The 26,146-nt window shown below is 62.9% G+C and carries 16 protein-coding genes and 2 pseudogenes; 8 read left to right on the top strand and 10 right to left on the bottom strand.

From position 1 onward, the window contains the following. Positions 1–8: 8 nt before the first annotated feature. On the bottom strand, positions 9–1,328 hold the full coding sequence (locus FS767_RS09505) for a Na+/H+ antiporter family protein (RefSeq protein WP_144964987.1): 1,320 nt from the start codon (positions 1,326–1,328) through the stop codon (positions 9–11). 215 nt (positions 1,329–1,543) lie between these two features. Between FS767_RS09505 and FS767_RS23485 the strand changes: the two are divergent. From FS767_RS23485 to FS767_RS09480, 6 genes and pseudogenes are all read left to right on the top strand, one after another. Continuing rightward, a pseudogene (locus tag FS767_RS23485) lies at positions 1,544–2,830 on the top strand (HAMP domain-containing protein); the annotation flags it as partial. Positions 2,831–2,932: 102 nt separating this feature from the next. After that, a complete protein-coding gene (locus FS767_RS23480; protein WP_371259672.1) occupies positions 2,933–3,688 on the top strand; it encodes a methyl-accepting chemotaxis protein in 756 nt (251 codons plus the stop codon). Positions 3,689–3,757: 69 nt separating this feature from the next. After that, on the top strand, positions 3,758–4,774 hold the full coding sequence (locus FS767_RS09495; protein ID WP_144964985.1) for an ABC transporter substrate-binding protein: 1,017 nt from the start codon (positions 3,758–3,760) through the stop codon (positions 4,772–4,774). Next, complete coding sequence (locus FS767_RS09490) at positions 4,771–5,628, top strand: proline/glycine betaine ABC transporter permease (protein WP_144964984.1); 858 nt, start codon at positions 4,771–4,773, stop codon at positions 5,626–5,628. The genes FS767_RS09495 and FS767_RS09490 overlap by 4 nt, the downstream gene beginning before the upstream one ends. Before the next feature lie 80 nt (positions 5,629–5,708). Continuing rightward, positions 5,709–6,626 (top strand): AEC family transporter, encoded by a 918-nt coding sequence (locus tag FS767_RS09485; protein ID WP_144964983.1) that lies wholly within the window; start codon positions 5,709–5,711, stop codon positions 6,624–6,626. A gap of 248 nt (positions 6,627–6,874) precedes the next feature. Then, positions 6,875–7,723, top strand: a pseudogene (locus FS767_RS09480) (CAP domain-containing protein); the annotation flags it as partial. 67 nt (positions 7,724–7,790) lie between these two features. On the opposite strand, the gene FS767_RS09475 reads toward FS767_RS09480, so the two are convergent. The 4 genes from FS767_RS09475 to pgm form a co-directional block, all read right to left on the bottom strand. Beyond that, complete coding sequence (locus tag FS767_RS09475; protein WP_144964982.1) at positions 7,791–10,196, bottom strand: TonB-dependent receptor; 2,406 nt, start codon at positions 10,194–10,196, stop codon at positions 7,791–7,793. Positions 10,197–10,313: 117 nt separating this feature from the next. Beyond that, on the bottom strand, positions 10,314–11,270 hold the full coding sequence (locus FS767_RS09470) for a FecR domain-containing protein (RefSeq protein WP_144964981.1): 957 nt from the start codon (positions 11,268–11,270) through the stop codon (positions 10,314–10,316). Further along, positions 11,267–11,779 carry a sigma-70 family RNA polymerase sigma factor gene (locus tag FS767_RS09465; RefSeq protein ID WP_058605405.1) on the bottom strand — a complete coding sequence of 171 codons (513 nt, stop codon included), beginning with the start codon at positions 11,777–11,779 and terminating at the stop codon, positions 11,267–11,269. The genes FS767_RS09470 and FS767_RS09465 overlap by 4 nt, the downstream gene beginning before the upstream one ends. Before the next feature lie 78 nt (positions 11,780–11,857). After that, positions 11,858–13,495, bottom strand: coding sequence for a phosphoglucomutase (alpha-D-glucose-1,6-bisphosphate-dependent) (gene pgm / locus FS767_RS09460; RefSeq protein WP_144964980.1), 1,638 nt, complete (start codon positions 13,493–13,495; stop codon positions 11,858–11,860). Between the two features lie 229 nt (positions 13,496–13,724). Between pgm and FS767_RS09455 the strand changes: the two genes are divergently transcribed. Next, positions 13,725–14,372, top strand: a complete 648-nt coding sequence (locus tag FS767_RS09455) for a DUF1345 domain-containing protein (RefSeq protein ID WP_144964979.1) — start codon at positions 13,725–13,727, stop codon at positions 14,370–14,372. A 308-nt stretch (positions 14,373–14,680) separates the two neighbouring features. Continuing rightward, positions 14,681–14,941, top strand: a complete 261-nt coding sequence (locus FS767_RS09450; protein WP_144964978.1) for a DUF1652 domain-containing protein — start codon at positions 14,681–14,683, stop codon at positions 14,939–14,941. Here FS767_RS09450 and FS767_RS09445 read toward each other — a convergent pair. The 5 genes from FS767_RS09445 to FS767_RS09425 all read right to left on the bottom strand — a co-directional run bounded on the left by FS767_RS09445 (position 14,938) and on the right by FS767_RS09425 (position 26,146). Next, positions 14,938–17,010 carry a bifunctional diguanylate cyclase/phosphodiesterase gene (locus FS767_RS09445; protein ID WP_144964977.1) on the bottom strand — a complete coding sequence of 691 codons (2,073 nt, stop codon included), beginning with the start codon at positions 17,008–17,010 and terminating at the stop codon, positions 14,938–14,940. The genes FS767_RS09450 and FS767_RS09445 overlap by 4 nt on opposite strands. Positions 17,011–17,156: 146 nt before the next feature. Beyond that, positions 17,157–18,644, bottom strand: coding sequence for an efflux transporter outer membrane subunit (locus FS767_RS09440; protein ID WP_144964976.1), 1,488 nt, complete (start codon positions 18,642–18,644; stop codon positions 17,157–17,159). Beyond that, a complete protein-coding gene (locus FS767_RS09435) occupies positions 18,641–21,748 on the bottom strand; it encodes an efflux RND transporter permease subunit (RefSeq protein ID WP_144964975.1) in 3,108 nt (1,035 codons plus the stop codon). The genes FS767_RS09440 and FS767_RS09435 overlap by 4 nt, the downstream gene beginning before the upstream one ends. Before the next feature lie 31 nt (positions 21,749–21,779). Continuing rightward, positions 21,780–24,875 (bottom strand): MdtB/MuxB family multidrug efflux RND transporter permease subunit, encoded by a 3,096-nt coding sequence (locus FS767_RS09430; protein ID WP_058605398.1) that lies wholly within the window; start codon positions 24,873–24,875, stop codon positions 21,780–21,782. Continuing rightward, positions 24,872–26,146, bottom strand: coding sequence for an MdtA/MuxA family multidrug efflux RND transporter periplasmic adaptor subunit (locus tag FS767_RS09425; RefSeq protein WP_144964974.1), 1,275 nt, complete (start codon positions 26,144–26,146; stop codon positions 24,872–24,874). The genes FS767_RS09430 and FS767_RS09425 overlap by 4 nt, the downstream gene beginning before the upstream one ends.

The raw sequence follows: 26,146 nt of genomic DNA, 5'->3' as shown, positions 1-26,146 counted from the left end.
GCCTGCTGCTAGAGCGTCATCGCGGCCAGCCACCCGAAGGCCAGCAGCGGCAGGTTGTAGTGAATGAATGTCGGCACCACCGTGTCCCAGATGTGATGGTGCTGCCCGTCCACATTGAGCCCGGAAGTTGGGCCTAGGGTGGAATCCGAGGCTGGCGAGCCTGCGTCACCCAACGCGCCTGCCGTACCCACGATACACACGGTCGCCAAAGGGTCGAAGCCGAGCTGGACGCACAGCGGTACGAAAATCGCAGCCAGAATCGGTACGGTGGAAAACGACGAGCCGATGCCCATGGTGACCAGCAGGCCCACCAACAGCATCAGCAAGGCCCCTACCCCTTTGCTGTGGTTGATCCAATGCGCCGACGTTTCGACCAGGCTTTGCACATCACCAGTGGCTTTCATGACGTCTGCAAAGCCAGAGGCGGTGATCATGATGAAACCAATCATGGCCATCATCTTCATGCCTTCGGTGAACAAGTCATCGTTGTCGCGCCACTTAACGATGCCCGACAGCGAGAAGATCAGAAAGCCGACCATTGCGCCGATGATCATCGAGTCCACCAGCAGCTGGACGACGAACGCGGCAACGATCGCAATGCCGGCCACCAGCAATGTCATCGGGTTGTAACGCACGCTCACCTGTTCGACCTGCTCGATGCGCGCCAGATCGTAGTCGCGTTTTTTCCGGTAGCTGACAAACACGGCCAACAGCAGGCCTACCAACATGCCAGCGGCGGGAATGGCCATGGCGTGGGTGACGTTGACCCCAGTGATATCGACCCCTGCACGCGCCACGTTGGCCAGCAGAATCTGATTGAGGAAGATATTGCCGAAACCCACTGGCAGGAAAATGTAGGGCGTGATCAAGCCGAATGTAATGACGCAGGCGATCAGGCGCCGGTCGATGCGCAGGCGGGTCAGCACATAGAGCAGCGGCGGCACCAACAATGGAATGAAGGCAATGTGGATGGGCAGAATGTTCTGGGACGAGACGGCCACCACCAGCATCAGGCCGATCATCAACCATTTCACCCTGCCACCCTGGTCGTGGCCTTGCCGGTCGATCATGGCCAAAGCCCGGTCGGCCAAGGCATGCGCTAAACCGGATTTGGCGATGGCCACGGCAAAGGCACCCAGCAACGCGTAGGACAGCGCCACGGTAGCCCCCCCGCCGAGCCCGCCATTGAAGGCCTCAAGCGTGCCTTGCACGCCCAGACCGCCGACCAGCCCGCCTGCCAGGGCACCGACGATCAAGGCGATGACCACGTGCACGCGGGACAGGCTCAGTATCAGCATGATGCCAACCGCGGCAATCACTGCATTCATGGGGGGCTTACCTCACTGGGAACAAAAAAGCGCGCACTCTGACGCAGTGCACGGCAGATGTCAAAACTGCTACGCAGCGGCGGTTTGCCCGCAACCGGGCGGATTAAATTGAATGTTTGAATAAAGAAAAGTCTGTAGGAGCCGATACCTACCTGGGGCTGGAAATCGCCTCGCCCGTGCCCAACCCTTACTTGTCATAAAAAGGGATCTGCCCCATGCCTCTGCGACAACTTTCCATCCAATGGAAAATCACATTGCTGGCCGGCCTGTGCCTGGCCGGCATCGTCACCCTGCTCATCGGGTTGTCCCTGTACCGGATGGACCACAGCTCGGACCTGGTCAAGGCCAGCAGCATGCAGATGCTGACCGAATCGGCCCAGTCGCGCATCGAATCCCAGGGCGAGGTGCAGGCCCTGAACATCCGCCGCCAATTCATGGATGCCTACCAGTACGGCGCGGGCTTTGCCAGGCAAGTACTGTTCCTACGCGAACAGGCCGAAAAGCGCTTTCTCGATGCGTTCGACCTGCGCGAGGACATGACCCGGCAGGTGCGTGCCGCGCTTCAGGCCAACCCCGATCTGCTGGGCCTGTCCCTGGTGTTCGAGCCCAATGCGCTGGACAGCAAGGACAGCCTGTTCGCCGGCCAGGCACAGCTTGGCAGCAACGAAACCGGCCGTTTCGCCCTGTACTGGTCGCAACCGCACGTGGGCCAGCTGACCTCGATGGCCCTGCCCGAGCGCGACATGGCCGACACTTCCATCGGGCCTAGCGGTCAACCTGCCAATACCTGGTGGGTATGCCCGCGCACGTCGGGCAAGGTCTGCGTGGTCGAACCCTACTTCTATGCCATCGATGGCCAGCAGGTGCTGATGACCAGCATCGTCTTCCCGCTGGTGGTGGACGGCAAGGCGATCGCCACGCTTTCGGTGGACATCAACCTCAACAGCTTGCAGGCACTGAGCGAACAGGCCAGCCGCAGCCTCTATGAAGGCCGCACAACCGTGGGCATTCTGAGCCCAGTAGGCTTGCTGGCAGGTTACAGTGCCGACGCCAGCAAGCTCTCCCAGCGCTTCGACCAGATCGACACGATCAAGGGCGCAGAGCTGGTGGCCAAGATGGCCGACGGCAAAATGACCATCATCAATGACCGCCAGCGCCTGAAAGTGCTCGCGGCCTTCCGTCCGATTCCGGACGCCAAGCCATGGGGCGTGTTGCTGGACGTCCCTGAAAACGCCCTGACCGGGCCTGCCGAGGCACTGAAGCAGGAACTGGACGCCCTCAACACCAGCGGTACTCTCCTCGAACTCGGCCTTGGCCTGGCAGCAGCCATCTTCGGCCTGCTGATGGTGTGGCTGATGGCCCGTGGCGTTACCCGCCCGATCCTGGGCGTGGCGGCCATGCTCAAGGACATCGCCAGTGGCGAAGGTGACCTGACCCGCCGTTTGACCTACGACAAGCAGGATGAACTGGGCGAACTGGCGGGCTGGTTCAACCGTTTCCTGGACAAACTGCAGCCCACCATCGCCGAGGTAAAACAGTCGGTACAGGCCGCCCGCTCGACGGCCGATCAGTCATCGGCCATCGCTACCCAGACCAGCGCCGGCATGGAACAGCAATACCGCCAGGTGGACCAGGTAGCCACCGCCTCCCATGAGATGAGCGCGACCGCCCAGGACGTCGCCCGTAGCGCTGCGCAAGCCGCGCAGGCGGCCCGCGACGCCGACCAGGCCACCCGCGAAGGGTTGGCGGTGATCGATCGCACCACCCACAGCATCGACTCATTGGCCGCTGACATGAGCACGGCCATGGCCGAGGTGCAGGGCCTGTCGCAGAACAGCGAGAAAATTGGCTCCGTACTGGAAGTCATCCGCTCGATCGCCGAGCAGACCAACTTGCTGGCGCTCAACGCCGCCATCGAAGCAGCCCGAGCCGGTGAGGCCGGGCGCGGCTTTGCGGTGGTCGCCGACGAAGTCCGCAACCTGGCCCAGCGCACCCAGGAGTCGGTCGAAGAAACCCGCCAGGTCATCGAGGCCTTGCAGGACGGTACCCGCGAAGTGGTGGGCGCAATGGACAACAGCCATCGTCAGGCCCAAAGCGGCGTGCAGCAGGTCGGCCAGGCCGTGACCGCCTTGCAGCGCATTGGCCAGGCAGTGACGGTCATCACCGACATGAACCTGCAGATAGCCTCGGCAGCCGAGGAACAAAGCGCGGTCGCTGAAGAAATCAACAGCAACGTGGCGACCATTCGCGATGTCACCGAGTCGCTATCCGGCCAGGCCAACGAATCGGCAAGGGTCAGTCAGTCGCTCAATGCCTTGGCCAACCAGCAGCAGGCATTGATGGATCAGTTCCGCGTCTAAGTCTGCCGCCTGCGCCGCGTCGTCTACACTTGCCCCATCCCCGAAGGGCTGTAGACGACGAGGTTAGGCATGAAACGAGGTTCATCGCTGCTGTTCGGGGTGCTGTTCGCCCTGGGTCTGGCCACTGCCGACAGCGCTGGCGCTGCCGATCAGAAATCGCCCATTCGCTTTGGCGCCCTTACCTGGGAAAGCGGTGCCTTCACCACCGAACTCCTGCGCGTGATCGTTGAGCGTGGCTACGGCTACCCTACCGAGACATTGCCTGGGAGCACGGTCAGCCTGGAAGTCGCCCTGGCCCGTAACGACCTGCAGGTAATCGCCGAAGAGTGGGCGGGCCGCAGCCCTGCCTGGGTCAAGGCCGAACAGGCAGGCCAGGTGTTTGCGCTGGGCGACACGGTCAAGCAGGCCGAAGAAGGCTGGTGGGTACCGGCGTATGTCATCGAAGGCGATGCGTCGCGTAACCTCAAGCCCTTGGCACCTGAGCTGCGCAGCGTCGAAGACCTAAAGCGCTACGCCCCGGTGTTCCGCGACCCCGAATCACCCGACAAAGGCCGTTTCCTGAACAGCCCCAGTGGCTGGACGTCCGAAACCGTGAATAGCCAGAAGCTCAAGGCCTATGGGCTCGACGAACTGTACACGAACTTCCGAACAGGGTCGGGGGCCGCGATGGATGCCGAGATCGGGTCGGCCATTCGCCGGGGCCAACCCGTGCTTTTCTATTACTGGAACCCTACCCCGCTCATGGGCCGCTACAAGCTCGTGCGGCTGCAGGAACCTGCATTCGATGCCAAGGCCTGGGCGACCTTGACCGACCCTACCAACCCAGCGCCAGTAGGCAGCAGTTCGCTGCCGGCGAAACTGTCGGTTGGCGTGTCCAAAGCCTTTCGTGAGCAATATCCGGACTTGGTCCAGGTGTTCGAGCGGGTGGACCTGCCTATCGACCCGCTCAACCAGGCACTGGCGCAGATGAGCGAAAAACGGACCCCTCCCCGTGACGCCGCCTTGGCGTTCATGCGCCAGCACCCGCAAGTGTGGAAGGCTTGGCTTCCCGAGCAAGTGGCCACTAAGGTCGAGGGCGGTCTGTGAGCAATGGTTTCCCCCAGGCGTTGCAGTTTTCCTTCGCCGATCAGGTCAACCGCATGGTTGACTGGTTGGTGCTCCATTATGGGGATCACCTGCGCAGCGTTTCCGACCAATTGCTGCAAGTGCTCGTCGGCCTGGAAAACCTGCTGCGGCTCATGCCGTGGTGGCTCCTGCTGGCAGTGGTCGGTGCGCTGGCCTGGCATGCTTGCCGAAGCCTGCTGCGAAGTTGTGTTCTGGTAGGGCTGCTGGCACTTATCGGCATGCTGGGGTTGTGGGACAAACTGCTGCAAACCCTGGCGCTGGTGCTGGTCAGTACCGGGCTGTGCGTGCTGGTGGGCATACCGTTGGGCGTCGTGCTGGCAGCTCGCCCGTTGGCAAGACGCCTGGTAATGCCGGTGCTCGACGTGATGCAGACCCTACCCGCCTTCGTCTACCTGATCCCCGTGTTGATGCTCTTCGGCCTGGGCAAGGTGCCTGCGGTTTTCGCGACCTTGATCTATGCCCTGCCACCTTTGGTGCGGCTCACCGAGCTTGGGTTGAGCCAGATAGACCCATCGTTGCTCAAGGCAGCCCAAGGCCTTGGCGCGACCCGGGCTCAGCGACTCAGGCGCATCGCCCTGCCCCTGGCGCTGCCCAGTATCATGGCCGGGCTCAACCAGTCGGTGATGATGGCCCTGTCGATGGTCGTGGTCGCGTCGATGATTGGGGCGCGAGGGCTGGGCGAAGATGTGCTGGCAGGTATCCAGACGCTGAACGTCGGCCAGGGCGTCGAGGCAGGGCTGGCCATCGTGGCACTGGCGATGGTCATCGACCGGATCAGCCAGGCATATGGGCGTGGACGGCGTGAGAGGCCTTAGCCAAGGCGGTGGGACGGGCATGGCAAAGCGGGTGTCTGGCCGGTAGTCTGTGCAACGTACCCGGCCACGGATCTGCCTCCATGCTGCATGTGCTGTTGACCACCCTGCTTCCGATCATCCTGTTGATCGCCCTGGGCACGCTGCTGCGGGTGCGTGGGTTCGTCGCGCAGAGTTTCTGGCCAGGTGCCGAGCGCCTGAGCTACTACGTGCTGCTGCCCTCGTTGTTCCTCCACGGCCTGGCCACTGCCAACCTAGACGGGGTGCCGGTGCTGGGCATGGTCGCGGTGCTGATGCTCTCGACCCTGTCCGGGGCATTGCTGCTGGTGCTTTATCAAGGCGTTCGCCAGCACGACGGCGCCGACTTCACCTCGCTGTTCCAGGGTGGCATCCGGTTCAACAACTACATCGGCGCGACCCTGGCCGCGGGCATCTATGGCAGTGCGGGTATCGCCTTGGCAGCAGTGGCCAATGCAGCCATCGTGCCACTGGTCAATCTGCTCTGCGTGCTGGTCTTCGCGCGCTTCAGCGCCCGGCACAGCTCGCCGTTGACGGTACTGCGGGCAATCCTTGCCAACCCACTGATTCTGGGGTGTGCGGGGGGCATGCTGTTGCGGGTGACGGGGCTGGGCCTGCCAGTTGGCATCGAACCTACCCTCGGCGCGCTGGGCCATGCCGCTTTACCGCTGGGGTTGCTGTGCGTTGGTGCGGCACTGGGTGGTGCACGTATCGGTGATCAGGCCCAGCCGTTGATAGCCGCTTCTGTGTTCAAGTTCCTGGTGATGCCAGTGACGACATGGTGGCTCTGTCGCCTGCTCGGTCTCAATGGCCAGGCCGCTGTGGTGGCGGTGATTTTCCAGGCGCTGCCAACGGCATCGTCTTCCTACGTCATGGCCAGGCAAATGGGCGGCAACGCGCCCCTCATGGCGACCATCATCGCGGTACAGACGGTGGTGGCGGCGGCCACGCTTCCTCTGGTCCTTTCATTGCTACTGGGCTAACCGCCGCGCAAACCCACCATGGCCCACGTCATGCTGGGTACACGTCGGGCCCAGGCCCACCACGCGCTTACCACCAACGTTTGGCCTGGACATCGCCGCACTTTTTGCCCAGGCTGCGGTCTACTCCCCCTTACGACCGACAATATTTGCAGGCGTTTTCAATGCGTTGCACAGCTCGGGTCAAAACCATCGGGCTTGTGTAGGATAGGCAGCGCCTACTCGCCGCTGCCAGCCTCAGGGAGAACCATATGCGCGTCCTGTCATCTGTCGCTGCCTTCACGCTTGGGCTGATCGTTTCGTCCCAGGCGCTGGCTGTCACGGGCGAAGAAGCACAGCTGATCGCGTCGATCAACGCATACCGCAGCCAGGCGCAGCCTTGTGGCGAGCAAGCTTCGCTGGAACTACCGCCGCTCAACAGCGACACCCGCCTGGCGCTGTCTCCCGAAGGCACCCGTGACCTTCAGCAGGCCATGACCCGCGCCGGTTACCCGATGGTCAACGTCCAGGCGATCAGCCTGTCTGGTCCCCGTGATGCACGCGCAGCCATGCACGCCATCGAAGAAAGCTTCTGCCAGGTGGTGCTCGACCCTCAGTTCGTCGACATCGGCGTCAGCCAGGAAGGACGGGACTGGCGCGTTGTGCTGGCTCGCCCCCTGCTCTCTGGCCGCTTGGGCGACTGGCAAGCGGAAGGGCAAAAAATGCTCCAGGAAATCAACGCCGCGCGCCAGCAACCCCGGCAGTGCGGCGGCCAACCCTACGCCGCCGCCCCTGCACTTGGCTGGAACACGGTACTGGCTGGTGTAGCAGCTAGCCACACACGGGCCATGGCCAACCAGAACTTCTTCGATCACATCGACAAGGAGGGCCGCACCCCAGGCGACCGGGCCGAGCTGGCAGGTTATCTGTACCAGCAGATCGGCGAGAACATCGCCGCCGGGCGCGACACACCGCACAAGGTTGTTCAAGGCTGGCTGGACAGCCCAGGCCACTGCGCAATCTTGATGAGCGCCGACTTCCGGGAGCTCGGCGCAGCCTATGCCGTAGACCCGAAGAGCGATGCCGGCATCTACTGGACGGCCCTGTTCGGCTCGCCGCAGTGGCGCCAGCTTTCACCAACGACAGCCAACACCCGCAGTGCTGACCTTGGGCTTGTTGCAGGCCGGATCAGAAACCCAGCGTGGCGGACAGCAGGTAGGTGCGTGGCGTCGACAGAGTCAGCCCCGGCTCGGCGTCATCCGGCGCGCCTGCTGAGCTCCAGTAACGATCATCGAGTACGTTTTCGACGCTGGCGCGCAGGGTCACCTGCGTGTCGTCCAGCTTGAACGCGTACCGTGCCCCTACGTCATAGCGCTGCCAGCCGTTGATTTTCTTGCTGTTGTTCTGGTCCAGGTACTGGGAGCTCGAGTGCGTGCCACGTGCCGTCAGGGTAAGCCCCTGAACCCCTGGCACATCCCATTCGGCACCCAGATTGACGTTGTACGCGGGCGTTGCAGGCGCACGGTTGCCATCGTAGGCACCTCCCACGGTATCGGTCAGTTCGCTGTCGATGTACATCACCCCGCCCAGCACACGCACCCCTGTGGTGGGTTCACCGAACACGGTCAGCTCCACACCGCGGTTGTTGCGCTTGCCATTGGGGCCGAAGACCCGGGAGCCGGGGTTGGTTTCATAGGCAGGCTGACGGATTCTGAAGGCGCTGGCCGTGAACGCCACCTTGCCCAGGTCATACTTGGCACCCACCTCCACCTGGCGGCTAGTGAAAGGTGGGAATATCTGGTCCTCGTTGATCGACGTGGACGGTGCGATCTTGCCTTGGCTCAAGCCCTCCATGTAGTTGGCATACACCGACAGCTCGTCCGTGACCTTGTACAGCACGCCACCGGAGGGCGAGACCTTCTTCTCGTCATACGCCGTATCGCCTTTGACCCCATCACTCCAATCGTCCACCTGCACCCGCTGCCAGCGCAGCCCTAGGGTCAACAGCAATCGGTCATCGAAAAAGCCGAGGGTGTCGGACAACGCCAACCCGGAGAACCGGTTCTCGGTGTAATCCTTCGAATCGAGCCGCGCTGGGGTACCTGGCGTCGGCGTAGCCGTAGGATGGTAGAGGTTGCCGGGTGAGGAAGCGTAACGAGCCCCCCCATTGGTGAAGTCCATGTAGTAATACGTTGCAGCCAGGTTGACCTCGTGGCTGACGGGCCCGGTGTGTAACCAGGTTCTCAAGCCCGCCAAGGCGGTGCGCACCGATTCATCCCTGCTGAAATCGCGGGGCTGGATGGTGAAGTCGCCAGCATTGTTGATCACAGAAACGTTATGGCGCAGGAAATCGTGCCGGCTCTCCCTGGCACCCACTGCGCCATAGGCCAGCACGGAATCGCTGAGATCATATTCGGCGTGCACTGCGCCGAAGGTATCGTTGGTGCGCGCCTTGCTCCACGCCTGGGCGTAGTTGCGGTGCACATCGCCAGCACGCGGTACCTGGGCGCGGGGCCCAACCAGCACACGTTCCTGGGGGGCATCGGTATCACGCTCGGTATGCCCGAGGTCGGCCGAAAGCCGCAGGCGCTCGCCGCGAAAATCCAGCCCCAGCACGGCCATTTCGCGGTCCACTTGTTGGTGGTCCCATTCGGTATCGCCGGACTGCTTCACCGCATTCAGACGCATGCCGAACTGCTGCTGGTCGCCGAACCTTCGACCTACGTCAATGGCCCCGCCTACCTGGCCCGCCGAGGCGTAGCTGCCGGTGAACTCGGTGATCGGCGTATCACCGGCGCGTTTGGGTTGGACGTTGATGCCGCCGCCGACGCTGCCCCGTGGTGCGATGCCGTTGATCAGTTGGCTGGGGCCCTTGATGATGTCTACCCGTTCGGCCATCTCCATATCGATCGAGTAGGTAGGCAGCAAGCCGTAGAGGCCGTTGTAGGACACATCACTGTTATACAAGCTGAAACCGCGAATGGTGAACTGCTCGAAACGCCCACCGGCCGGGTTGGTGGCACGAACCGAAGGGTCACTGGCGACCAGTTCGCTCAGGGTGCGCGCCTGTTGGTTCTTCACCAGATCGCTGGTGTAGCTGGTGATGCTGAACGGCGTTTCCATGAAATCGCGCGCACCCAGCAAGCCTTGTGCGCCTTGGCGAGCGACCTGCCCGCCTGCATAAGGGAGCGCCTCGTCGGTGGTCGGTGGGCCGCCGACGATGCTGGTAGGGGCTATTTCCAGCGCGCCGCCTTGCTGCGGCGACGGCACGAGCGTAAAGGCATCGTGGCCCACAGATACCCATTGCAGGCCGCTGCCGCGTAGTAATTGCCTGAAGCCTTCATCGACGCTGTACTGGCCGGCCAGCCCTTCACTACGCAGGCCTTTGACCAGCGCTGGGTCCAGCGACAAGCTGACCCCTGCTTGATCGGCGAAGCGGGTCAAGGCTGCCCCCAGGCTCGCCGCTGGGACTTGGTACGTGCGCCGGGCTGGCTCGTCGGCCCAGGCGGGAATGCCCAGTAGCAGGCTCATGGCGAACAATGGGCGTGCTGCGCGCACCCATGGGCGCAAGTGAATGGACTTTACTGCAGGCATCGATGAGGCTCCCCTTTATGGTGTTCTACGGGTAATGACAGGCGAGCACAAAAAAGGGGACAGCATCGCGTTGATATCACGTGCAATGCGTCGCAACGCAGCGCTCGGGTTCGAGCCTCAGGCAGTCGTTGCTCGCGGCACCAGCGTGATCCAATAGCGGGTACGGGCCACCACCTGCACCGGCAGGCTCGCCGCGAGCAGCGCCAATACCCGGTCGGTGTCATCCAGGCGGAAGGTGCCGGTCACCCTGAGCCTGTCCAGCGCCGGATCCCAGCGCAGCACGCCTGGGCGATAGCGGCTCAACTCCACCAGCAGGTCGCCTAGACGTTGATCGTCCAGGCGCAACACGCCATCTCGCCACCCCAGTCGCCAAGCTTGAAGAGGACCGACATTTCGCAGACCTGACGCCAGAACGGCAGCTTGCTGGCCGGCGTTGAGGCGCAGGCGATCTCCCTCCAGCGGCTGAACGTCTGCCCGGCCCTGGACAACTGCAACCTGACACCCTGGTTCGACCAGGCGGATGCACACCTGCCCCGGGCCAAGGGTTGCACCACCCACTGTCACCTGACCCGAAGGCACCTGGATGGTCAGGGGTTGAAGGCCAGGCGTGTCGACTGAAACTTCGCCGCGTCGCAACCACAGCCTGTGATTGGCGGCGTCCATGTCGACAGCGCTGTCGGTGTTCAACTGCACCTTAGTGCCATCCCCCAGCGTCATAAGTCGCCGTTCACCCACACCCGTACGCAGATCAGCAGCCCAGGCCTCAAGGGGCAATTCGCGGCTCACCCACCAAGCCGTAGGCACCAGCGCTGCCAAACCGAGCATTTGAACAAGCGCGGCACGTCGGCCGTGATCGGGACGGTCAAGCGTGGCCATGGCCAAACTGGCAGGCAACCCGGTAAAGCGCTCGCGCAAGCGCAGCGCCTGCTGCCAGGCAGCCTCATGCACAGCGCTTTGCCCCCGCCACTGCTCAAGCCCGATCAGGTCCGCCTCGCGGGTATCGCCTGAATCGATGAGCGCCAGCCACTGGGCGGCCTCGCGCAACGCCTCCCGTTGGTGCACAGGTGGGCTCACTGAAGTTCGGCCAACAGGCAGTGCTCGTAGGCCTGCGCCATGTAGCGCTTGACCGAACGCTCACAAACACCAAGCCGGCTGGCGATTTCGGCGTAGCTCAGCCCTTCGAGCTGGCTTAGCAGAAAAGCCTTGCGCACGACCGGCTTCAAACCGTCCAGCAATTGATCGAGCGCTTGCAGCGTTTCGAGCAACAACCAGCGCTGTTCGGGCGAAGGCGCGTGCTGTTCGGGCAGGTGCACCAGGGCCTCAAGGTAGGCTTTCTCGAGGCTGCGGCGTTGGTGAAGGTTGCTTAGAAGTCGCTTGCCGACCGTCAGCAGGTAGGCGCGTGGCTCGCGGATGTCGGTCAACGGCTGGGCGCTGGCCATCACGCGAAGGAAGGTATCCTGACTCAGGTCGGCCGCATCCCAGGCATTGCCCATGCGCCGTCGTAGCCAGCCTTCGAGCCAGCCACGGTGCTCCCGGTAAAGGTCAGGGAAGCTTTGCGTGGGCGGCGGCGCGGCTTCGAACATGGACAAGTCCCTGCGATGATGTAAATAGGATTAATTCTAATTTACATCTCATCGCAGGGCCAAGCCCTTTATCACGGCTTAAGCAATGGCCGCATCCACCAGCACCTGGGCTTCCTGCACCAATCGTTGCAAGTGGGCTTCGTCGACAAAACTTTCCGCGTAGATCTTGTAGATGTCCTCGGTGCCAGACGGGCGGGCCGCGAACCAGCCATTGGCGGTGATGACCTTAAGACCACCGATCGCCTGCCCATTACCCGGCGCGTGGCTCAGGATCTGCAGGATCGGCTCTCCAGCAAGCTCGGTAGAGGTCACTTGCTCAGGCGCAAGCTTGCTCAACAGCCCTTTCTGGCGGGCATCGGCCTTGGCCTCGACGCGGGTAGCGAACGGCTTGCCCAGTGCCTGGGTCAGCTCGGCGTACGCCTGGCTTGGGTTGCGTCCCGTCCGGGCGGTCATTTCCGCAGCCAGCAAGGCTGGGATGAGGCCATCCTTGTCAGTTGCCCATACCGAGCCGTCGCGGCGCAGGAAGGAGGCGCCCGCACTTTCTTCGCCACCAAAGCCCAACGAGCCATCGAACAGGCCTTGGGCAAAGTACTTGAAGCCCACGGGTACTTCGTACAGCTCGCGGCCTAACCGCTCGGTCACCCGATCGATCAGGCCGCTGGACACGACCGTCTTCCCGATGGCCGCGTCGGTGCGCCACTGCGGACGGTTGCGGTACAGGTAGTCGATGGCCACGGCCAGGTAATTGTTAGGTTGCAGCAAGCCGTCGGGGGTGACGATGCCATGGCGATCATGGTCCGGGTCGCAGGCAAAGGCCACGTCGAAGCGCTCGCGCAGGCCGATCAAGCCCTGCATGGCGTAGGGTGACGAAGGGTCCATGCGAATCTGGCCATCCCAGTCGACGCTCATGAAGCGGAACGTCGGGTCGACCTCGGTGTTCACCACTTCCAGGTCCAGTTGATAGTGCTGGGCAATGGCCGACCAGTAGCGCACCCCTGCCCCACCCAGCGGGTCCACGCCCAAGCACAGCTTGGCTGCACGGATGACCTCGAAGTCAATGACGTTTTCCAGGTCTGCCACATAGTGGCTGATGTAGTCGTGACGATGGGTGGTAGGAGCCTGCAGGGCCTGGGCGTGATCGATGCGCTTGACCCCCGCCAGCCCGGCTGCCAGCAATTCGTTGGCCTTGCCTTCGATCCATTTGGTGACGTCGCTGTCGGCCGGGCCGCCGTTGGGCGGGTTGTACTTGAAGCCACCACTTTGCGGCGGGTTATGCGAGGGCGTGATCACCACGCCGTCGGCCAGGCCGTCCTGGCGCCCACGGTTGTAGCAGAGGATGGCGTGGGACACCGCCGGCGTCGGGGTGTATTCGTCGTCCTTGGACAACATCACCTGTACACCGTTGGCAGCCAGCACTTCCAATGCACTCGCCGCGGCAGGCGCCGACAGCGCATGGGTATCAGCACCGACGAACAGCGGGCCATCGATGCCCTTTTCCTGGCGGTACAGGCAGATGGCCTGGGTGATGGCCAGCACATGGTGTTCGTTGAAGCTCAACTCGAGCGAAGTACCCCGGTGCCCCGATGTGCCGAAAGCGACACGCTGGCTCGCCACGCCAGCATCCGGCCGGCCGGTATAGTAGGCCGTGAGCAGGCGGGGAATATCGACCAGCACGCTGGCTGGAGCCGGCTTGCCTGCCAAAGGACTGAGCGTCATGCATTAACCTCGAGTTCAGCGAAATGTGGGGGTTAGAGCGTGCAGTGTACTGAGAGTTGCAAGTGCGCGCGATGCACTGCACGAAAGAAACCGTGGGTATCGCTCAAGGGCAATTCGACGCCTACAGCCAGCGCTGCCCAGGGATAGTATCGAGCTCCTGTCCATGCGGATCTTGGCACACGCCAAGCGGTCAGAAACCTTGTCGAGCACACCCCTGCTGTGAGGCACCATGGCTTTCTATCGTCTAACGCGCACCCATCCTAGATTGAGCCTGGCCACAGGCGTAGGGTTGCTGGGCGCCTGGCTGGTCCCTGTCACTGACCCTGTGCAACGCCTGCTGGCAGGCTGGAACATTGGCGTTTGGTTGTACCTGATGCTGGTACTCTGGCTCAGCTGCACCGCAAGCCCTGCAAAGGTTCGCAGGGTGGCCCACAGCGAAGACGAGAACGCGGGCCTGGTGCTGCTTACCGTCTGCATCGCGGCAATCGCCAGCCTGGTTGCCGTGACACTGCAGCTGGTGTCCAGCCGCGGGCTGCATGGCAGCGCATTGACGGCTCACTACTTGTACACCGGGTTCACCGTCGCAGGTTCCTGGCTGCTGATCGGCTGCATCTTCAGCCTGCATTATGCGCGGCTGTTCTATGCAGAGACGGCCACGGCGCCGCCTTTACGCTTCGCCGATGGAGAAACCCAGCCGGACTACTGGGACTTTCACTACGTGTCGTTCACCATCAGCGTGGCCGTTCAGACATCCGACGTGGGTGTAGCCGGTAGGGCGATGCGTCGGGTGGTACTGGCCCACTCGCTCGTGGGGTTCGTGCTCAACACCGCCATCCTCGGTTTCACCATCAATATCGCGGCTGGATTGCTTGGGTGACCTTCCGCCGATCGGATTTCACGAATTCAAGCCGTACTCGGCCCTGTAGGTTCCAAGAGCCCGTCGCGCGTACCCACGCCGGGCCTGGATCAGGGCGCTCGGTGCGCTCGCCAGGGGGGCAAAAAATGTGAAGATGCGCCTTGACCTGCTTCTGAAAATCCTCTGCGCTGTGATGCAGATCATGCCCTGCAACATTTGTCACATTTGCAAGTGAGAATACCGTCAACCAGGTGCTATGGTTACTTTCCCGGCAGCCACAAGACGCGGCCGCCCTTCACCAGCTTTCAGTCACGTACAAGGAGGCTCGGATGAACAAGATGACCTTCCCCAACGCCTGCCAGGTCATGCGCTGGCACTTCCATCCTCTGGGCTTCGAAGCCAACATGGATGCGCCGCGCAGCATGGTGGCGCGGCTGTTCGACAGAAGCACGGGCGAAACCTTGCTGGCCATAGCGGGCATCCCCTGCACGGCCATCATGGCTGCCAGCGATGTCGAGCGCATCATCGAAGCGGTCGAAGCCGAACTCGATGCGTTTCAGCCCGCGCCCCTGCTGCGCAACGCCAGTTAACCCATGACCGGGCCCGGGCTCGACCCCAGCAACTGCTCGGCCGGCACGGGTCGGCCGAGCAGGTAGCCCTGAAGCGCATCGCAGCCCAGCCGCGTCAGGAAGGCTTGCTGACTTGAAGTCTCGACCCCTTCTGCGACGATTCGCAACCCCAGTGCGCGGCCCAAGGCTACGATGGCCGACACGATGGCCGCATCCTCGCCCTCATCCTCCAGCTCGCGTACAAAGCCTCGATCGATTTTCAGCTCGTTGGCCGGCAAGCGCTTGAGGTACATCAGGCTGGAATAGCCTGTACCAAAGTCGTCAATCGACAGGTCCACGCCCATGTCCGAGAGCTGCTGGAGTACGGTCAGGCTCACCTCCACGTCCGACATCGCCGTGGTTTCGGTGATCTCCAATGTCAGGCAGTTGGCGGGTAGTGCATGGCGTTCCAGAGCGCGCGCCACGCTATCGAGCAACCCCGCGTGGCAAAACTGGATGGCCGACAGGTTGACCGCGATCCGCCAACCCTCGATACCTTCATCCAGCCACAGGCGCATCTGGCGACATGCCTCGTCCAGTACCCAGTCACCGATGGAAATGATCAGTCCGGTCTTTTCCGCAAGGCTGATGAAACGGTCAGGGGCCAAGAGCCCGTGCTGCGGATGCTCCCAACGCAGCAGCGCCTCGGCGCCGATCGGTTGACACTGTTTGGCGTCGAACTTGGGTTGGTAATGCAGACGAAATTGCCCCGCCGCCACTGCCAGGCGCAAATCCTGCACCAACTGCAACTGCTGCCGGGCATTGCTGTTCATCGAGGCGTCGAAAAAGCTGTAGCCATTCTTGCCTACCCGCTTGGCGTGATACATGGCAGCGTCGGCGTTGCGCAGCAGTTCGTGCTGGTCCTGACCGTTGCCGGGGTACAGGACGATACCCAGGCTGGCCGAAAGCTGCAGGTCATGCTCAGCCACCTTGAAAGGCCGTGAGACCAGGTTCACCTGCTTGATGGCAACGTTCATGGCATCGCTCGGGTCCTGCAACTCGACCAGCAGCACAAACTCATCCCCGCCGATGCGCGCCAGTGTGTCCTGGCTGTGCAGGTGCCCGCGCAATCGCGTCGCCACAGCTTTGAGCAGCAGGTCTCCGGCATGATGGCCAAAGGCATCGTTGACCGGCTTGAACCCGTCCAGATCAATGAACATCAGCGCAAAGCAACCGCCCTGCTCGGCTACCTTGGCGATGGCCAGTTCGATGCGGTCAGCCAGCAGGCTGCGATTGGGCAGGCCTGTGAGCGTGTCGTGCAATGCCAGCTGAGTCAGCTCCTGGTTGGCCAGGGTCAGCGACCTGGCCAGCGCCGCCGTGCGGGCCTCGAGGCGCGCGTCCAGCACGGAGGTCAGCAAGGCCACGAGCAGCACCGCAAAGGTCGTGATCAGAACCAGCGACACCAGGCCATCCCCCTCCAGGCCACCGGGCAGCGCACCGCAGAAACTGCCCTGGGGAAAACCAGCGGCCGCCATACCGGTGTAGTGCATGCCGACGATGGCGATCCCCATGAGCACCGCTGCCAGCCCACGGATTTGACGCACGTAGGGGGTCTGTCTGCGCAGCCGGAACGCGATCCACAACGCCGCCGCCGAAGCGCCCACCGCGATCAGCAGCGAAGCCAGAAACAGGCTCGGGTCGTAGTCGATGCCGGGTGTCATGCGCAGCGCTGCCATGCCGGTGTAATGCATGCTGGCGATCCCGGCTCCCATGATGAGCGCGCCGAGTGCAAGCTGCAGAGCGGGCAAGCTGGGCTGGCTGACCAGCCAGAGGGCGAAGCCCGAGGACAGCACCGCGATCAGCAGCGAGCATGCGGTCAACGTCAGGTCATAGCCCAGCTCGATAGGCAGCTGCAAGGCGAGCATGCCGACAAAATGCATCGACCAGATGCCGGTTCCCATGGCCAGCGCCCCGCCGATCATCCACAGCGAGGCGGCATACCCCCTGGCGGTGGCAATGCGTCCGGCAAGGTCCAGGGCCGTATAGGACGCAAGGATGGCCACGCACAAGGAAATCAACACCAGCGAAGAGGAGTAGCTAGCGGTCAGCATTTTGCGGAGTACCAAGGAGCCGGCAGAGGTAGGCACGAAAGGCCGACCATTGTACTCAAGCTTTGGTAAAACGCACGGTGTTTCGGCATATCAAATGGCCATGTCGACGGCAGGTCTGTACGTCGACATGGGTCAAAGGTTACGCATCAATCCTGGTCGGCGAACGCCCCTCGTGCATCCCAGCCACCGCCCAGCGCTGCCACCAATTGGACACTGGCGACCAAGCGTCCCTGCAACAGGTTGAGCACACTGCGCTCGTTGCTCAGAGCGGTGGCCTGAACATTGACCACATCCAGATAGCCGATCAAGCCGGCCTTGTATTGATTTTCCGTAAGCCGCAGCGATTCACGGGCGGCCTCAAGGGCCTCCTGGCGCACCACGGCTTCGTCCCCGTACACCTTCAGTTGCACCAGCAGGTTCTCCACCTCCTTGAAACCATCCAGCACGGTCTGGCGGTACTGGGCGACCGTTTGATCGTATACGGCTACGGTACGGTCCACCTCGGCGCTGCGCCTGCCTGCATCGAACAGGGTGAGCGCAAGCTGTGGGCCGACCGACCAGTAGCGGTTGGGCAACTCGATCCAGTTGTTGAAGCTGCTGCTTGAGTAACCGCCGTTCAGGCTCAGGCTGAAATCCGGAAAATAGGCCGCGCGCGATACGCCGATATTGGCGTTGGCAGCCATCACATTGCGCTCGGCAGCGGCGATGTCGGGTCGACGCTCGAGCAGTTGCGATGGCAGCGCCACCGGAATTTGCGGCAATGCAGGAATCGCCTGGCTGTCGGCCAGGGCAAATTGCGCAGGCGTCTTGCCCAGCAGCACGGCAATAGCGTTCTCGAACTGGGCGCGCTGCCAGATCAGGTCGATCAGGTCAGCCTCGGTGCTCTTGAGCTGGGTGCGCGCCTGGGCCACCGCGTCGGGGCCGGCGATGCCTGCGCGGTATTGGTTCTGATTCATCCGCAGCGAGCGCTCGTATGCGGCCACCGTGGCTTGCAGCAGGCGCTTCTGCTCATCGATGACGCGCAGTTGCAGGTAGTTCTGCACCAGCTCCGACTGCTGGCTCAAGCGCATGGCGGCAAGGTCGGCCAGGCTGGCCTGGGCACTGGCCTGGTTGGCATTGAGCGTCTCGCGCAACTTGCCCCACAAGTCGATTTCCCAGCTCACCCCCAACTGGGCGTTGTAAGTGTCCCGAATGCCGCTGCTGTTATTGGACAGGCTTGAGCTTGAACTGCCAGTGCCCTGGGCCGACCTGTTCTTGGCCACGCTCAGGTCAAGGCTTGGAAACAGTCCGGCGCGGCTGCTGCGCACCAGCGCCTGGGCCTGGCGATACTGCGCCTCGGCTTGCGCCACACTCTGGTTGTTGCGATTGAGCTCATCGACCAGTGCATTGAGTTGCGCGTCGCCATAGATCTCCCACCAGGCACCACGGGCGATGGCGTCAGAAGGCGTTGCCTGCGTCCAGCCTTCGGCATGCTTGAATTGCGCCGTGCCGGTCATTTCCGGGCGGTGGTAGTCCGGGGCCAATGTACAGGCGCTGAGCAAGGCGGCCCCCAAGGCTGCCCCCAGCAAACGCGAGCCGCGAACACGGCTGAGCACTTGCAGGGCACGATGAAGCGGAGTCTGGGCAAAAGTCATAGCGGGTTTTCCAAGGCCGCGTCGGTGCGCACACCGCGCCAACGGTTGTAGCGGTGACGCAAGCGGTCCAGATACAGATAGACCACAGGCGTCGTGTAGAGGGTCAGGACCTGGCTGAAGACCAGACCGCCGATGATGGTCAGCCCCAGCGGCTGACGCATCTCCGCCCCTTCTGCCTGGCTCAGCAGCAGAGGCAAGGCGCCGAGAATGGCCGCCAGCGTCGTCATCAGGATTGGGCGCAGGCGCAGCAGGCATGCGCGGCGAATGGATTGCTCAGGCGACAGCCCCTGGTGACGTTCAAGTTGCAGGGCCAGGTCGATCATCAAGATGGCATTTTTCTTCACCACCCCGATCAACAGGAACAGCCCCAGCAGTGAGATCAGGCTGAATTCGCCACCGGTCACATACAGCGCCAACAAGGCACCGACGCCGGCCGAGGGCAGCGTGGACAAGATGGTCAGGGGGTGGATGTAGCTCTCGTACAGAATCCCGAGCACCAGGTACACAAGCACCAGTGCGCCTAGAATCATGAAGGGCTGCCCCTGTGCGGTCTTGGTGAAGGTATCGGCTGTGCCGCCAAGCTTGGCGATCACCCCTTCCGGAAGGCCGAGCTTGGCCACGGCACGCTCGACTGCCGCCAGCGCCTGGTCGGTGCTGTAGCCTTCGGCGACGTCGAAGGCGATGTCCTCGGAGGCGAACTGGTCTTCGTGGCTGACCCGGTCGTTGGCCAGGCTGTTCTCATAGTGCGCGATGGTCGACAGCGGCACCCGCGCGCCCTCGGCGGTAATCACTTGCACCTGCTCCAGGGTACTGGGGTCCCAGGCGTACTTCGGGTTGATCTCCAGCACTACCTGATATTGGTTGAGGCTGTCATAGATGGTGGAGATCTGCCGTTGGCTGTAAGCATTGTTCAGCACGGTGGTGACCATCTGCATGTCGATGCCCAGGCGCTTGGCCTGGTCGCGGTCCACCACCAGCGTCACCTGCTGGGTGCCCGCCCCGTCGCGTGCGTCGATGGCGGTCAGCTCGGGCAATGCGCGCATGGCCGCGACGACCTTGGGGAACCACTGGCGCAAGGCTGCCAGGTCGCCGCTCTGCAAGGTATACAGGTACTGCGAGGACGATTGATCGCGCCCGCCGCCGCCCAGTTGCAAGTCCTGATCGGCCATCAGGAACAGCCGCCCGCCAGGCACCTTGGGCATCTCCTTGCGCAGGCGTTCGATCACCTTCTGGGCATCGAGCTTGCGTTCGCCGATGGGCTTGAGCCTGACCAGCACCATGGCATTGTTGGTACCGCTGTTGCCGCCGATGAAGCCTGCAACACTCTGTACGGCAGGGTCTGCCAGCAAGGCGCGCCGGTAGGTTTCCATCTTGGGCTGCATGACGCTGAACGACAGGCCGTCATCACCGCGGATGAAACCCATGAGCTGGCCAGTATCCTGCTGGGGCATCAGTGTCTTGGGCACCACGACATACAGCGCCACGTTGACTGCAATGGTCACCAGAAGGCTGATCAGGGTCAGGCGCCGATGCCGCAGCGCCCAGCCCAGGCTGCGGTCATAGCCGGCAACCATGCGCCGGTGCACGGCATCGCTCCACCGTTGCAGGCGAGTCTGCTCGGCCTGGTGCGCAGTCAGCCAACGGGCGCACAGCATGGGGGTGAGGGTTAGCGACACCAGCAGCGAAACCATGATGGCGGCCGCCAGGGTGATGGAAAATTCCTGGAACAAGCTGCGCACGATGCCGCCCATGAACAGGATCGACACGAACACGGCCACCAGTGACACGTTCATCGACAGGAGGGTGAAGCCGACCTCCTTGGCGCCCAGGAAGGCCGCCTTCATCGGTGGCTGCCCGTCCTCGATATGCCGGGAGATGTTCTCCAGCACGACAATGGCATCGTCCACCACAAGGCCGGTCGCCAGGATCAGCGCCATCAGCGACAAGTTGTTGAGCGAGAAGCCGCACAGGTACATGACCGCGAAGGTGCCAACCAGCGACACCGGCACCGCCAGGCTGGGAATCAGTGAAGCACGCAGGCTGCCGAGGAACAGGTAGACCACCAGGATTACCAGCACCACGGCGATCAGCAAGGTATGCTCCGCCTCCTTGAGCGTGGCCTTGATCACCGGCGAACGGTCCATGGCCACGTTCAGCTCGACGCTCGCCGGAAGTAGCGATTGCAGGGCAGGCAACTGCGACTTGATCTGGTCCACGGTGGCAATGATGTTGGCACCTGCCTGCCGGTTCACGACCAGCAATACCGCGCTCTGGTCATTGAAAAAGCCACTGTTGTAGCGGTTTTCGACCCCATCGGTGATGGTGGCCACATCCGATAGCCGAAGAACCGTGCCGTTCTCCTGGCGAATCACGAGCGGCCCGTAATCCTTGGCGCTTTCCAACTGGTCGTTGGCCCGCACCTGCCAATTGCGCTCGGCATCCTCGACAAAACCCATGGGCCGGCGCTGGTTGGCATTGGCCACCGCGGTACGCACCTCGTCCAGCGCCAGGCCATATTGGTTCAGCAACTGCGGCTCGACCGAAATGCGCACGGCCGGCAGCGAACTGCCACCGATCTGCACTTCGCCCACGCCAGGCACCTGGGCCAGGCTTTGGGACAGGATGGTATCGGCCAAATCGTATAGCTGCCCTTTCTGCAGCACGCTGGAGGTCAGCGACAAAACCATGACCGGCGCCTGGGACGGATTGATCTTCTTGTAGGTCGGCATGCTGCGCATGCCGCTGGGCAGCAGGTTGCGGGTGGCATTGATTGCGGCCTGCACCTCGCGCGCAGCGCCGTCGATGTCGCGGCCAAGTTCAAAGCCAATGATGACCCGCGTTGAGCCCTGGTTGGAACTGCTGGTCAATGTGGTAACCCCGGCAATGCTGCCCAGCTTGCGCTCAAGCGGCGTTGCCACGGTCGAGGCCATGACTTCGGGGCTTGCACCCGGCAGGTTGGCCGACACCACGATCACCGGGAAATCCATCTGCGGCAGCGGCGAGACCGGCAAAAGACCGAAGCTGACCGCGCCCAGCAGCATGATCGCCAGGCTCAACAGCATGGTTGCCACGGGCCTGCGGATGAATGGCGCAGACAGGTTCATCGGGCCGCCCCTACTGAAGCACTGCGCGTATTCATACCGGTTCCTGCGCCAGGTCGCGCTTGCCGAAACGACGCCCCAGCCGGTCGAAGTACAGGTAAATGACCGGCGTGGTGAATAGCGTCAGCACCTGGCTCACGAGCAGCCCACCCACCATCACCAGGCCCAGGGGTTGGCGCAGTTCGGCGCCGGAGCCAGTGGCCAACATCAACGGCACGGCGCCGAACAGGGCCGCCAGCGTGGTCATGAGGATTGGCCGGAACCGCAGCAGCGCGGCCTGGTAGATGGCATCGCGCGGGCTCATGCCCTGGTGACGTTCGGCTTCGAGCGCGAAGTCGATCATCATGATGGCGTTTTTCTTGACGATGCCGATCAGCAGGATGATGCCGATGATGGCGATCATGCCCAGGTCGTTGCCACTGATCAGCAGCGCCAGCAAGGCGCCCACGGCAGCCGAAGGCAGCGTCGATAGGATGGTCACCGGGTGGATGTAGCTCTCATAGAGCACCCCCAGCACGATGTACATGGTCACCACCGCCGCGAGAATCAGCAGCAAGGTGCTCGACAGAGATGCCTGGAACGCCTGCGCCGCACCCTGGAACCGGGTCTGGATGCCCAAGGGCATGCCGATGTCCTGCTGAACCTGTTCGATCACCTGCACGGCTTTGCCCAGCGAGGCGCCCTGCCCCAGGTTGAATGACAAGGTGACCGCCGGGAACTGGCCGATGTGAGAAATGGCCAGCTGCGCCTGGCGCTGCTCGATGCGCGCCAGCGCCGACAGACGCACCTGCCCGCCATCACTGGCCTTGACGTGGATCGACTCCAGTGCCTGGGGACCGATCACGGCCGCGTCTCGCGACTGCAGCACCACCCGGTATTGGCTGGCCTGGGTGTAGATAGTCGAAATCTGCCTCTGGCCGAAGGCATCGTAGAGCGCGTTGGTGATCTGCGACACGCTGATGCCCAGCCGGCTGGCCATGTCCCGGTCGATCACCAGGTACACCTGCAGGCCATTCTCCTGCAGGTCACTGGCCACATCGGCAAGCTCGGGGCGCAGGTTCAGGGCCTGGACCAGTTTGCCACTCCACTGCCCCAGCAGTTCGGCATCGGGCGATGACAATGTGAACTGGTACTGCGTGCGGCTGACCCGGTCCTCGATACTCAAATCCTGTACCGGCTGCATGAACAGGCGGATGCCCACCAGCTTGTCGAGCTGGGGTTGCAAGCGCTTGATGACATCGCTTGCAGTGACATCGCGCTCCCCATGAGGCTTGAGGTTGATGAGCATACGGCCGCTGTTGAGGGTGGCGTTGTCGCCGTCCACGCCAATGTAGGACGAGAGGCTCTGCACGGCAGGGTCCTGCAGAATGACGCGGCTCAGGGCCTGCTGCCGGTCGCTCATGGCCGCGAACGAGGTGGACTGGGGTGCTTCGGAGATGCCCTGAATGACGCCCGTGTCCTGGACTGGGAAGAACCCCTTGGGCACCACCATGTACAGCAGCACCGTCAACGCCAGGCTTGCCACCGCCACCAGCAGGGTCAGGGGCTGGCGCTTGAGTACCCATTGCAGGGCGCTGGCGTAGTGCTTGATCAACCAGTCGATCCAGGCACCGCTGGCCCGGTAGAAACGGCCTTGCTCATCTGGGGTGGGTTCGCGCTTGAGCAGGCGGGCACACATCATCGGCGTCAGGGTCAGCGAGACCACCAGGGAAATCAGGATGGCCACCGCCAGGGTAATGGCGAACTCCCGGAACAGGCGCCCTACCACATCGGCCATGAACAACAGCGGGATCAGCACGGCGATCAGCGAGAAGGTCAGCGAGATCAAGGTAAAGCCAATCTGCCTGGCGCCTTTGAGCGCCGCCTGCAGCGGCGTTTCGCCTTCCTCGATGTGCCGTGAAATGTTCTCCAGCATCACGATCGCATCGTCCACCACAAAACCGGTGGCGATGGTCAGCGCCATCAGAGTGAGGTTGTTGATGGAAAACCCTGCCAGGTACATGACGGCGAAGGTGCCGACCAATGACAACGGCACGGCGATCGAAGGAATAATCGTGGCGCTGACCCGCCGCAGGAACAGGAAGGTGACCATTACCACCAGGGCGATGGCGATCAGCAGTTCATGCTGAACGTCGCGCACGGCGGCGCGGATGGTCTGGGTACGGTCGGTGAGCACGGACACGTCCAGGCCAGCGGGCAGGTTGTCGGTGATCGAGGGCAGCATGTCCTTGATGCGGTCCACCACCTCGATCACGTTGGCACCTGGCTGACGCTGAATGTTCAGAAGCACAGCGTGGTTCTGGTTGGCCCAGGCCGCCAGCCGTTCGTTTTCCGCGCCGTCGACGATCTGCGCCACATCCTTCAAACGCAGCGGGGCGCCGTTGTTGTAGGCCAGGATGAGGTTGGCGTATTCCTCGGGCGAGCGCAGTTGGTCATTGGCGTCGAGCATCGAGACGCGTGTAGGGCCATCGAAATTGCCCTTGGGCTGGTTGACGTTGGAGGCCCCGATCAGTGTGCGGACATCCTCCAGGTTGAGCCCGTTGGCCGCCAGTGCATCCACGTTGACCTTGATGCGCACAGCCTGGCGCTGGCCTCCTGCGATGCTGACCATGCCCACCCCGCTGGTCTGGGCCAGCTTCTGGGCCACGCGGGTGTCGACCAGGTCGTTGAGCTTGGGCAGCGGCATGGTCTTGCTGGAGATGGCCAGCGTCAGCACTGGCGTATCGGCCGGGTTGACCTTGTTATAGACCGGAGGGGCCGGAAGGTCGCTGGGCAGCAGGTTGCTGGCGGCGTTGATCGCGGCCTGCACTTGCTGCTCGGCCACGTCCATGTTCATGTCCAGGTTGAAGCGCAGGGTCAGGACCGACGCGCCCCCTGAACTGGTCGAGGCCATCTGCTCAAGGCCGGGCATCTGGCCGAACTGACGTTCAAGTGGCGCGGTGACGGCGCTGGTCATCACCTGGGGGCTTGCCCCGGGGTACAGGGTCATGACGCGAATCGTGGGGTAATCGACCTGCGGCAGCGCGGCAACAGGCAGCATGCGGTAGGCGATCAAACCGGCCAGCACCAAGGCCAGCATGGTCAAGGTCGTTGCGACTGGCCGCAGGATGAACAGGCGCGAGAGGTTCATGCGCCCGCCTTGCCCGCGGTGCTATCGGCCTGGTCCGGCGCATTGCTTTCCTGGCCCTGCAAATGCTGGCCTGGCGTGGTGGGCACCTGGGCGCTGTCATCGACCACTTCCACCTTGGTGCCTTCACGCAGGCGGTCGGTGCCTTCGAGCACCAGGCGATCACCGGCCGCCAGGCCGTCGAGGATCACGCTGTTTTCACCGTCGCTGGGGCCGACCTTCAGCTTGCGCACGTTGACGGTATTTTCGCCGTTGATCACATAGGCGAACGTTCCGTCGTTACCGAACTGAATGGCGGCGGCTGGCGCCAGCACCACCTGCTTGAGCGTATCGGCAAGCAGGCGCACGTTGACGAACTGGTTGGGGAACAGGGCCAGGTCCTTGTTCTCGAAACGGCCCTTGAACTTGAGGGTGCCGGTGGCAGTGTCGATCTGGTTGTCGATGCTGCCCAGCACGCCGGTGGCCTGCAGCTTGCTGTCGCCCCGATCCCACGCCTCCACAGGCAGGCTGGCGCCGGTGCGATAGCGTTCAAGAACGGTACCCAGCTCGGTTTCCGGCAGCGTGAACGCCACGTTGATCGGCTCGGTCTGGGTGATCACCACCAGCGCTGTGGTGTCATTGGCGGCCACCAGGTTGCCCAGGTCGAGCTGGCGCAGGCCGACGCGGCCGCTGATCGGCGCGCGAATCTGGGTGAATTCAAGGTTCAGTCGCGCATCATTGACCTGTGCCTGGTTGGTCTTGACCAGCCCTTGGAACTGCGCGACCTGCGCCTGTGCGGTGTCCAGGGTTTGCTTGGCGATACTGTCCTCGGCATACAGCCCTTTGTAGCGAGCGACGTCGACCTGGGCATTCTTCAGTTGCGCCTGGTTCTGGGCCAGGGTGCCCTCGGCCTGTTGCAGGGCGATGCGGTAGGCACGTGGGTCGATTTCGGCAAGCAAGTCACCGGCCTTTACCTGCTGCCCTTCCTTGAAGTGGATCTTGACCAGCTCACCGCCTACACGGCTGCGCACATTCACGGTATTGGTCGCGGTCACCGTGCCAAGCGCCTTGTAGTAAAGCGGGAAATCGCCCACCCGTGCAGGTTCCACCCTCACCGGGACCGGATCGGTAGACCCGCCGAAACCGGGCCGCCCGCTTTTGCCGCCCTGCCCTCCAGCAGCCTGGTCGGTGGCTGGCGTGGCAGGCCATAGCCACCAGGCCAGCACTGCGACCAGCAACACGATCAGCAGCGTGACGAGCCAGCGACGGGGAGAACGGGATTTTGGCGCTTGCAT

The sequence above is a fragment of the Pseudomonas sp. DE0010 genome (genome assembly GCF_007680745.1).
Lineage (GTDB): Bacteria > Pseudomonadota > Gammaproteobacteria > Pseudomonadales > Pseudomonadaceae > Aquipseudomonas > Aquipseudomonas parafulva_B.
The sequence above is the reverse complement of the archived record's forward strand: the minus strand, read 5'-3'. Positions and strand labels throughout refer to the sequence as shown.

Bases quoted from the DNA above. Each gene is read 5' to 3' on its own strand.
- FS767_RS09430 (WP_058605398.1), bottom strand. From the start codon at position 24,875: ATGAACCTCTCGCGCCTGTTCATCCTGCGGCCAGTCGCAACGACCTTG.
- FS767_RS09475 (WP_144964982.1), bottom strand. From the start codon at position 10,196: ATGCCTGCAGTAAAGTCCATTCACTTGCGCCCATGGGTGCGCGCAGCA.
- FS767_RS09425 (WP_144964974.1), bottom strand. From the start codon at position 26,146: ATGCAAGCGCCAAAATCCCGTTCTCCCCGTCGCTGGCTCGTCACGCTG.
- FS767_RS09445 (WP_144964977.1), bottom strand. From the start codon at position 17,010: ATGCTGACCGCTAGCTACTCCTCTTCGCTGGTGTTGATTTCCTTGTGC.
- FS767_RS09435 (WP_144964975.1), bottom strand. From the start codon at position 21,748: ATGAACCTGTCTGCGCCATTCATCCGCAGGCCCGTGGCAACCATGCTG.
- FS767_RS09450 (WP_144964978.1), top strand. From the start codon at position 14,681: ATGAACAAGATGACCTTCCCCAACGCCTGCCAGGTCATGCGCTGGCAC.
- FS767_RS09505 (WP_144964987.1), bottom strand. From the start codon at position 1,328: ATGAATGCAGTGATTGCCGCGGTTGGCATCATGCTGATACTGAGCCTG.
- FS767_RS23480 (WP_371259672.1), top strand. From the start codon at position 2,933: ATGGAACAGCAATACCGCCAGGTGGACCAGGTAGCCACCGCCTCCCAT.
- FS767_RS09485 (WP_144964983.1), top strand. From the start codon at position 5,709: ATGCTGCATGTGCTGTTGACCACCCTGCTTCCGATCATCCTGTTGATC.
- FS767_RS09440 (WP_144964976.1), bottom strand. From the start codon at position 18,644: ATGACTTTTGCCCAGACTCCGCTTCATCGTGCCCTGCAAGTGCTCAGC.
- FS767_RS09495 (WP_144964985.1), top strand. From the start codon at position 3,758: ATGAAACGAGGTTCATCGCTGCTGTTCGGGGTGCTGTTCGCCCTGGGT.
- pgm (WP_144964980.1), bottom strand. From the start codon at position 13,495: ATGACGCTCAGTCCTTTGGCAGGCAAGCCGGCTCCAGCCAGCGTGCTG.
- FS767_RS09455 (WP_144964979.1), top strand. From the start codon at position 13,725: ATGGCTTTCTATCGTCTAACGCGCACCCATCCTAGATTGAGCCTGGCC.
- FS767_RS09465 (WP_058605405.1), bottom strand. From the start codon at position 11,779: ATGTTCGAAGCCGCGCCGCCGCCCACGCAAAGCTTCCCTGACCTTTAC.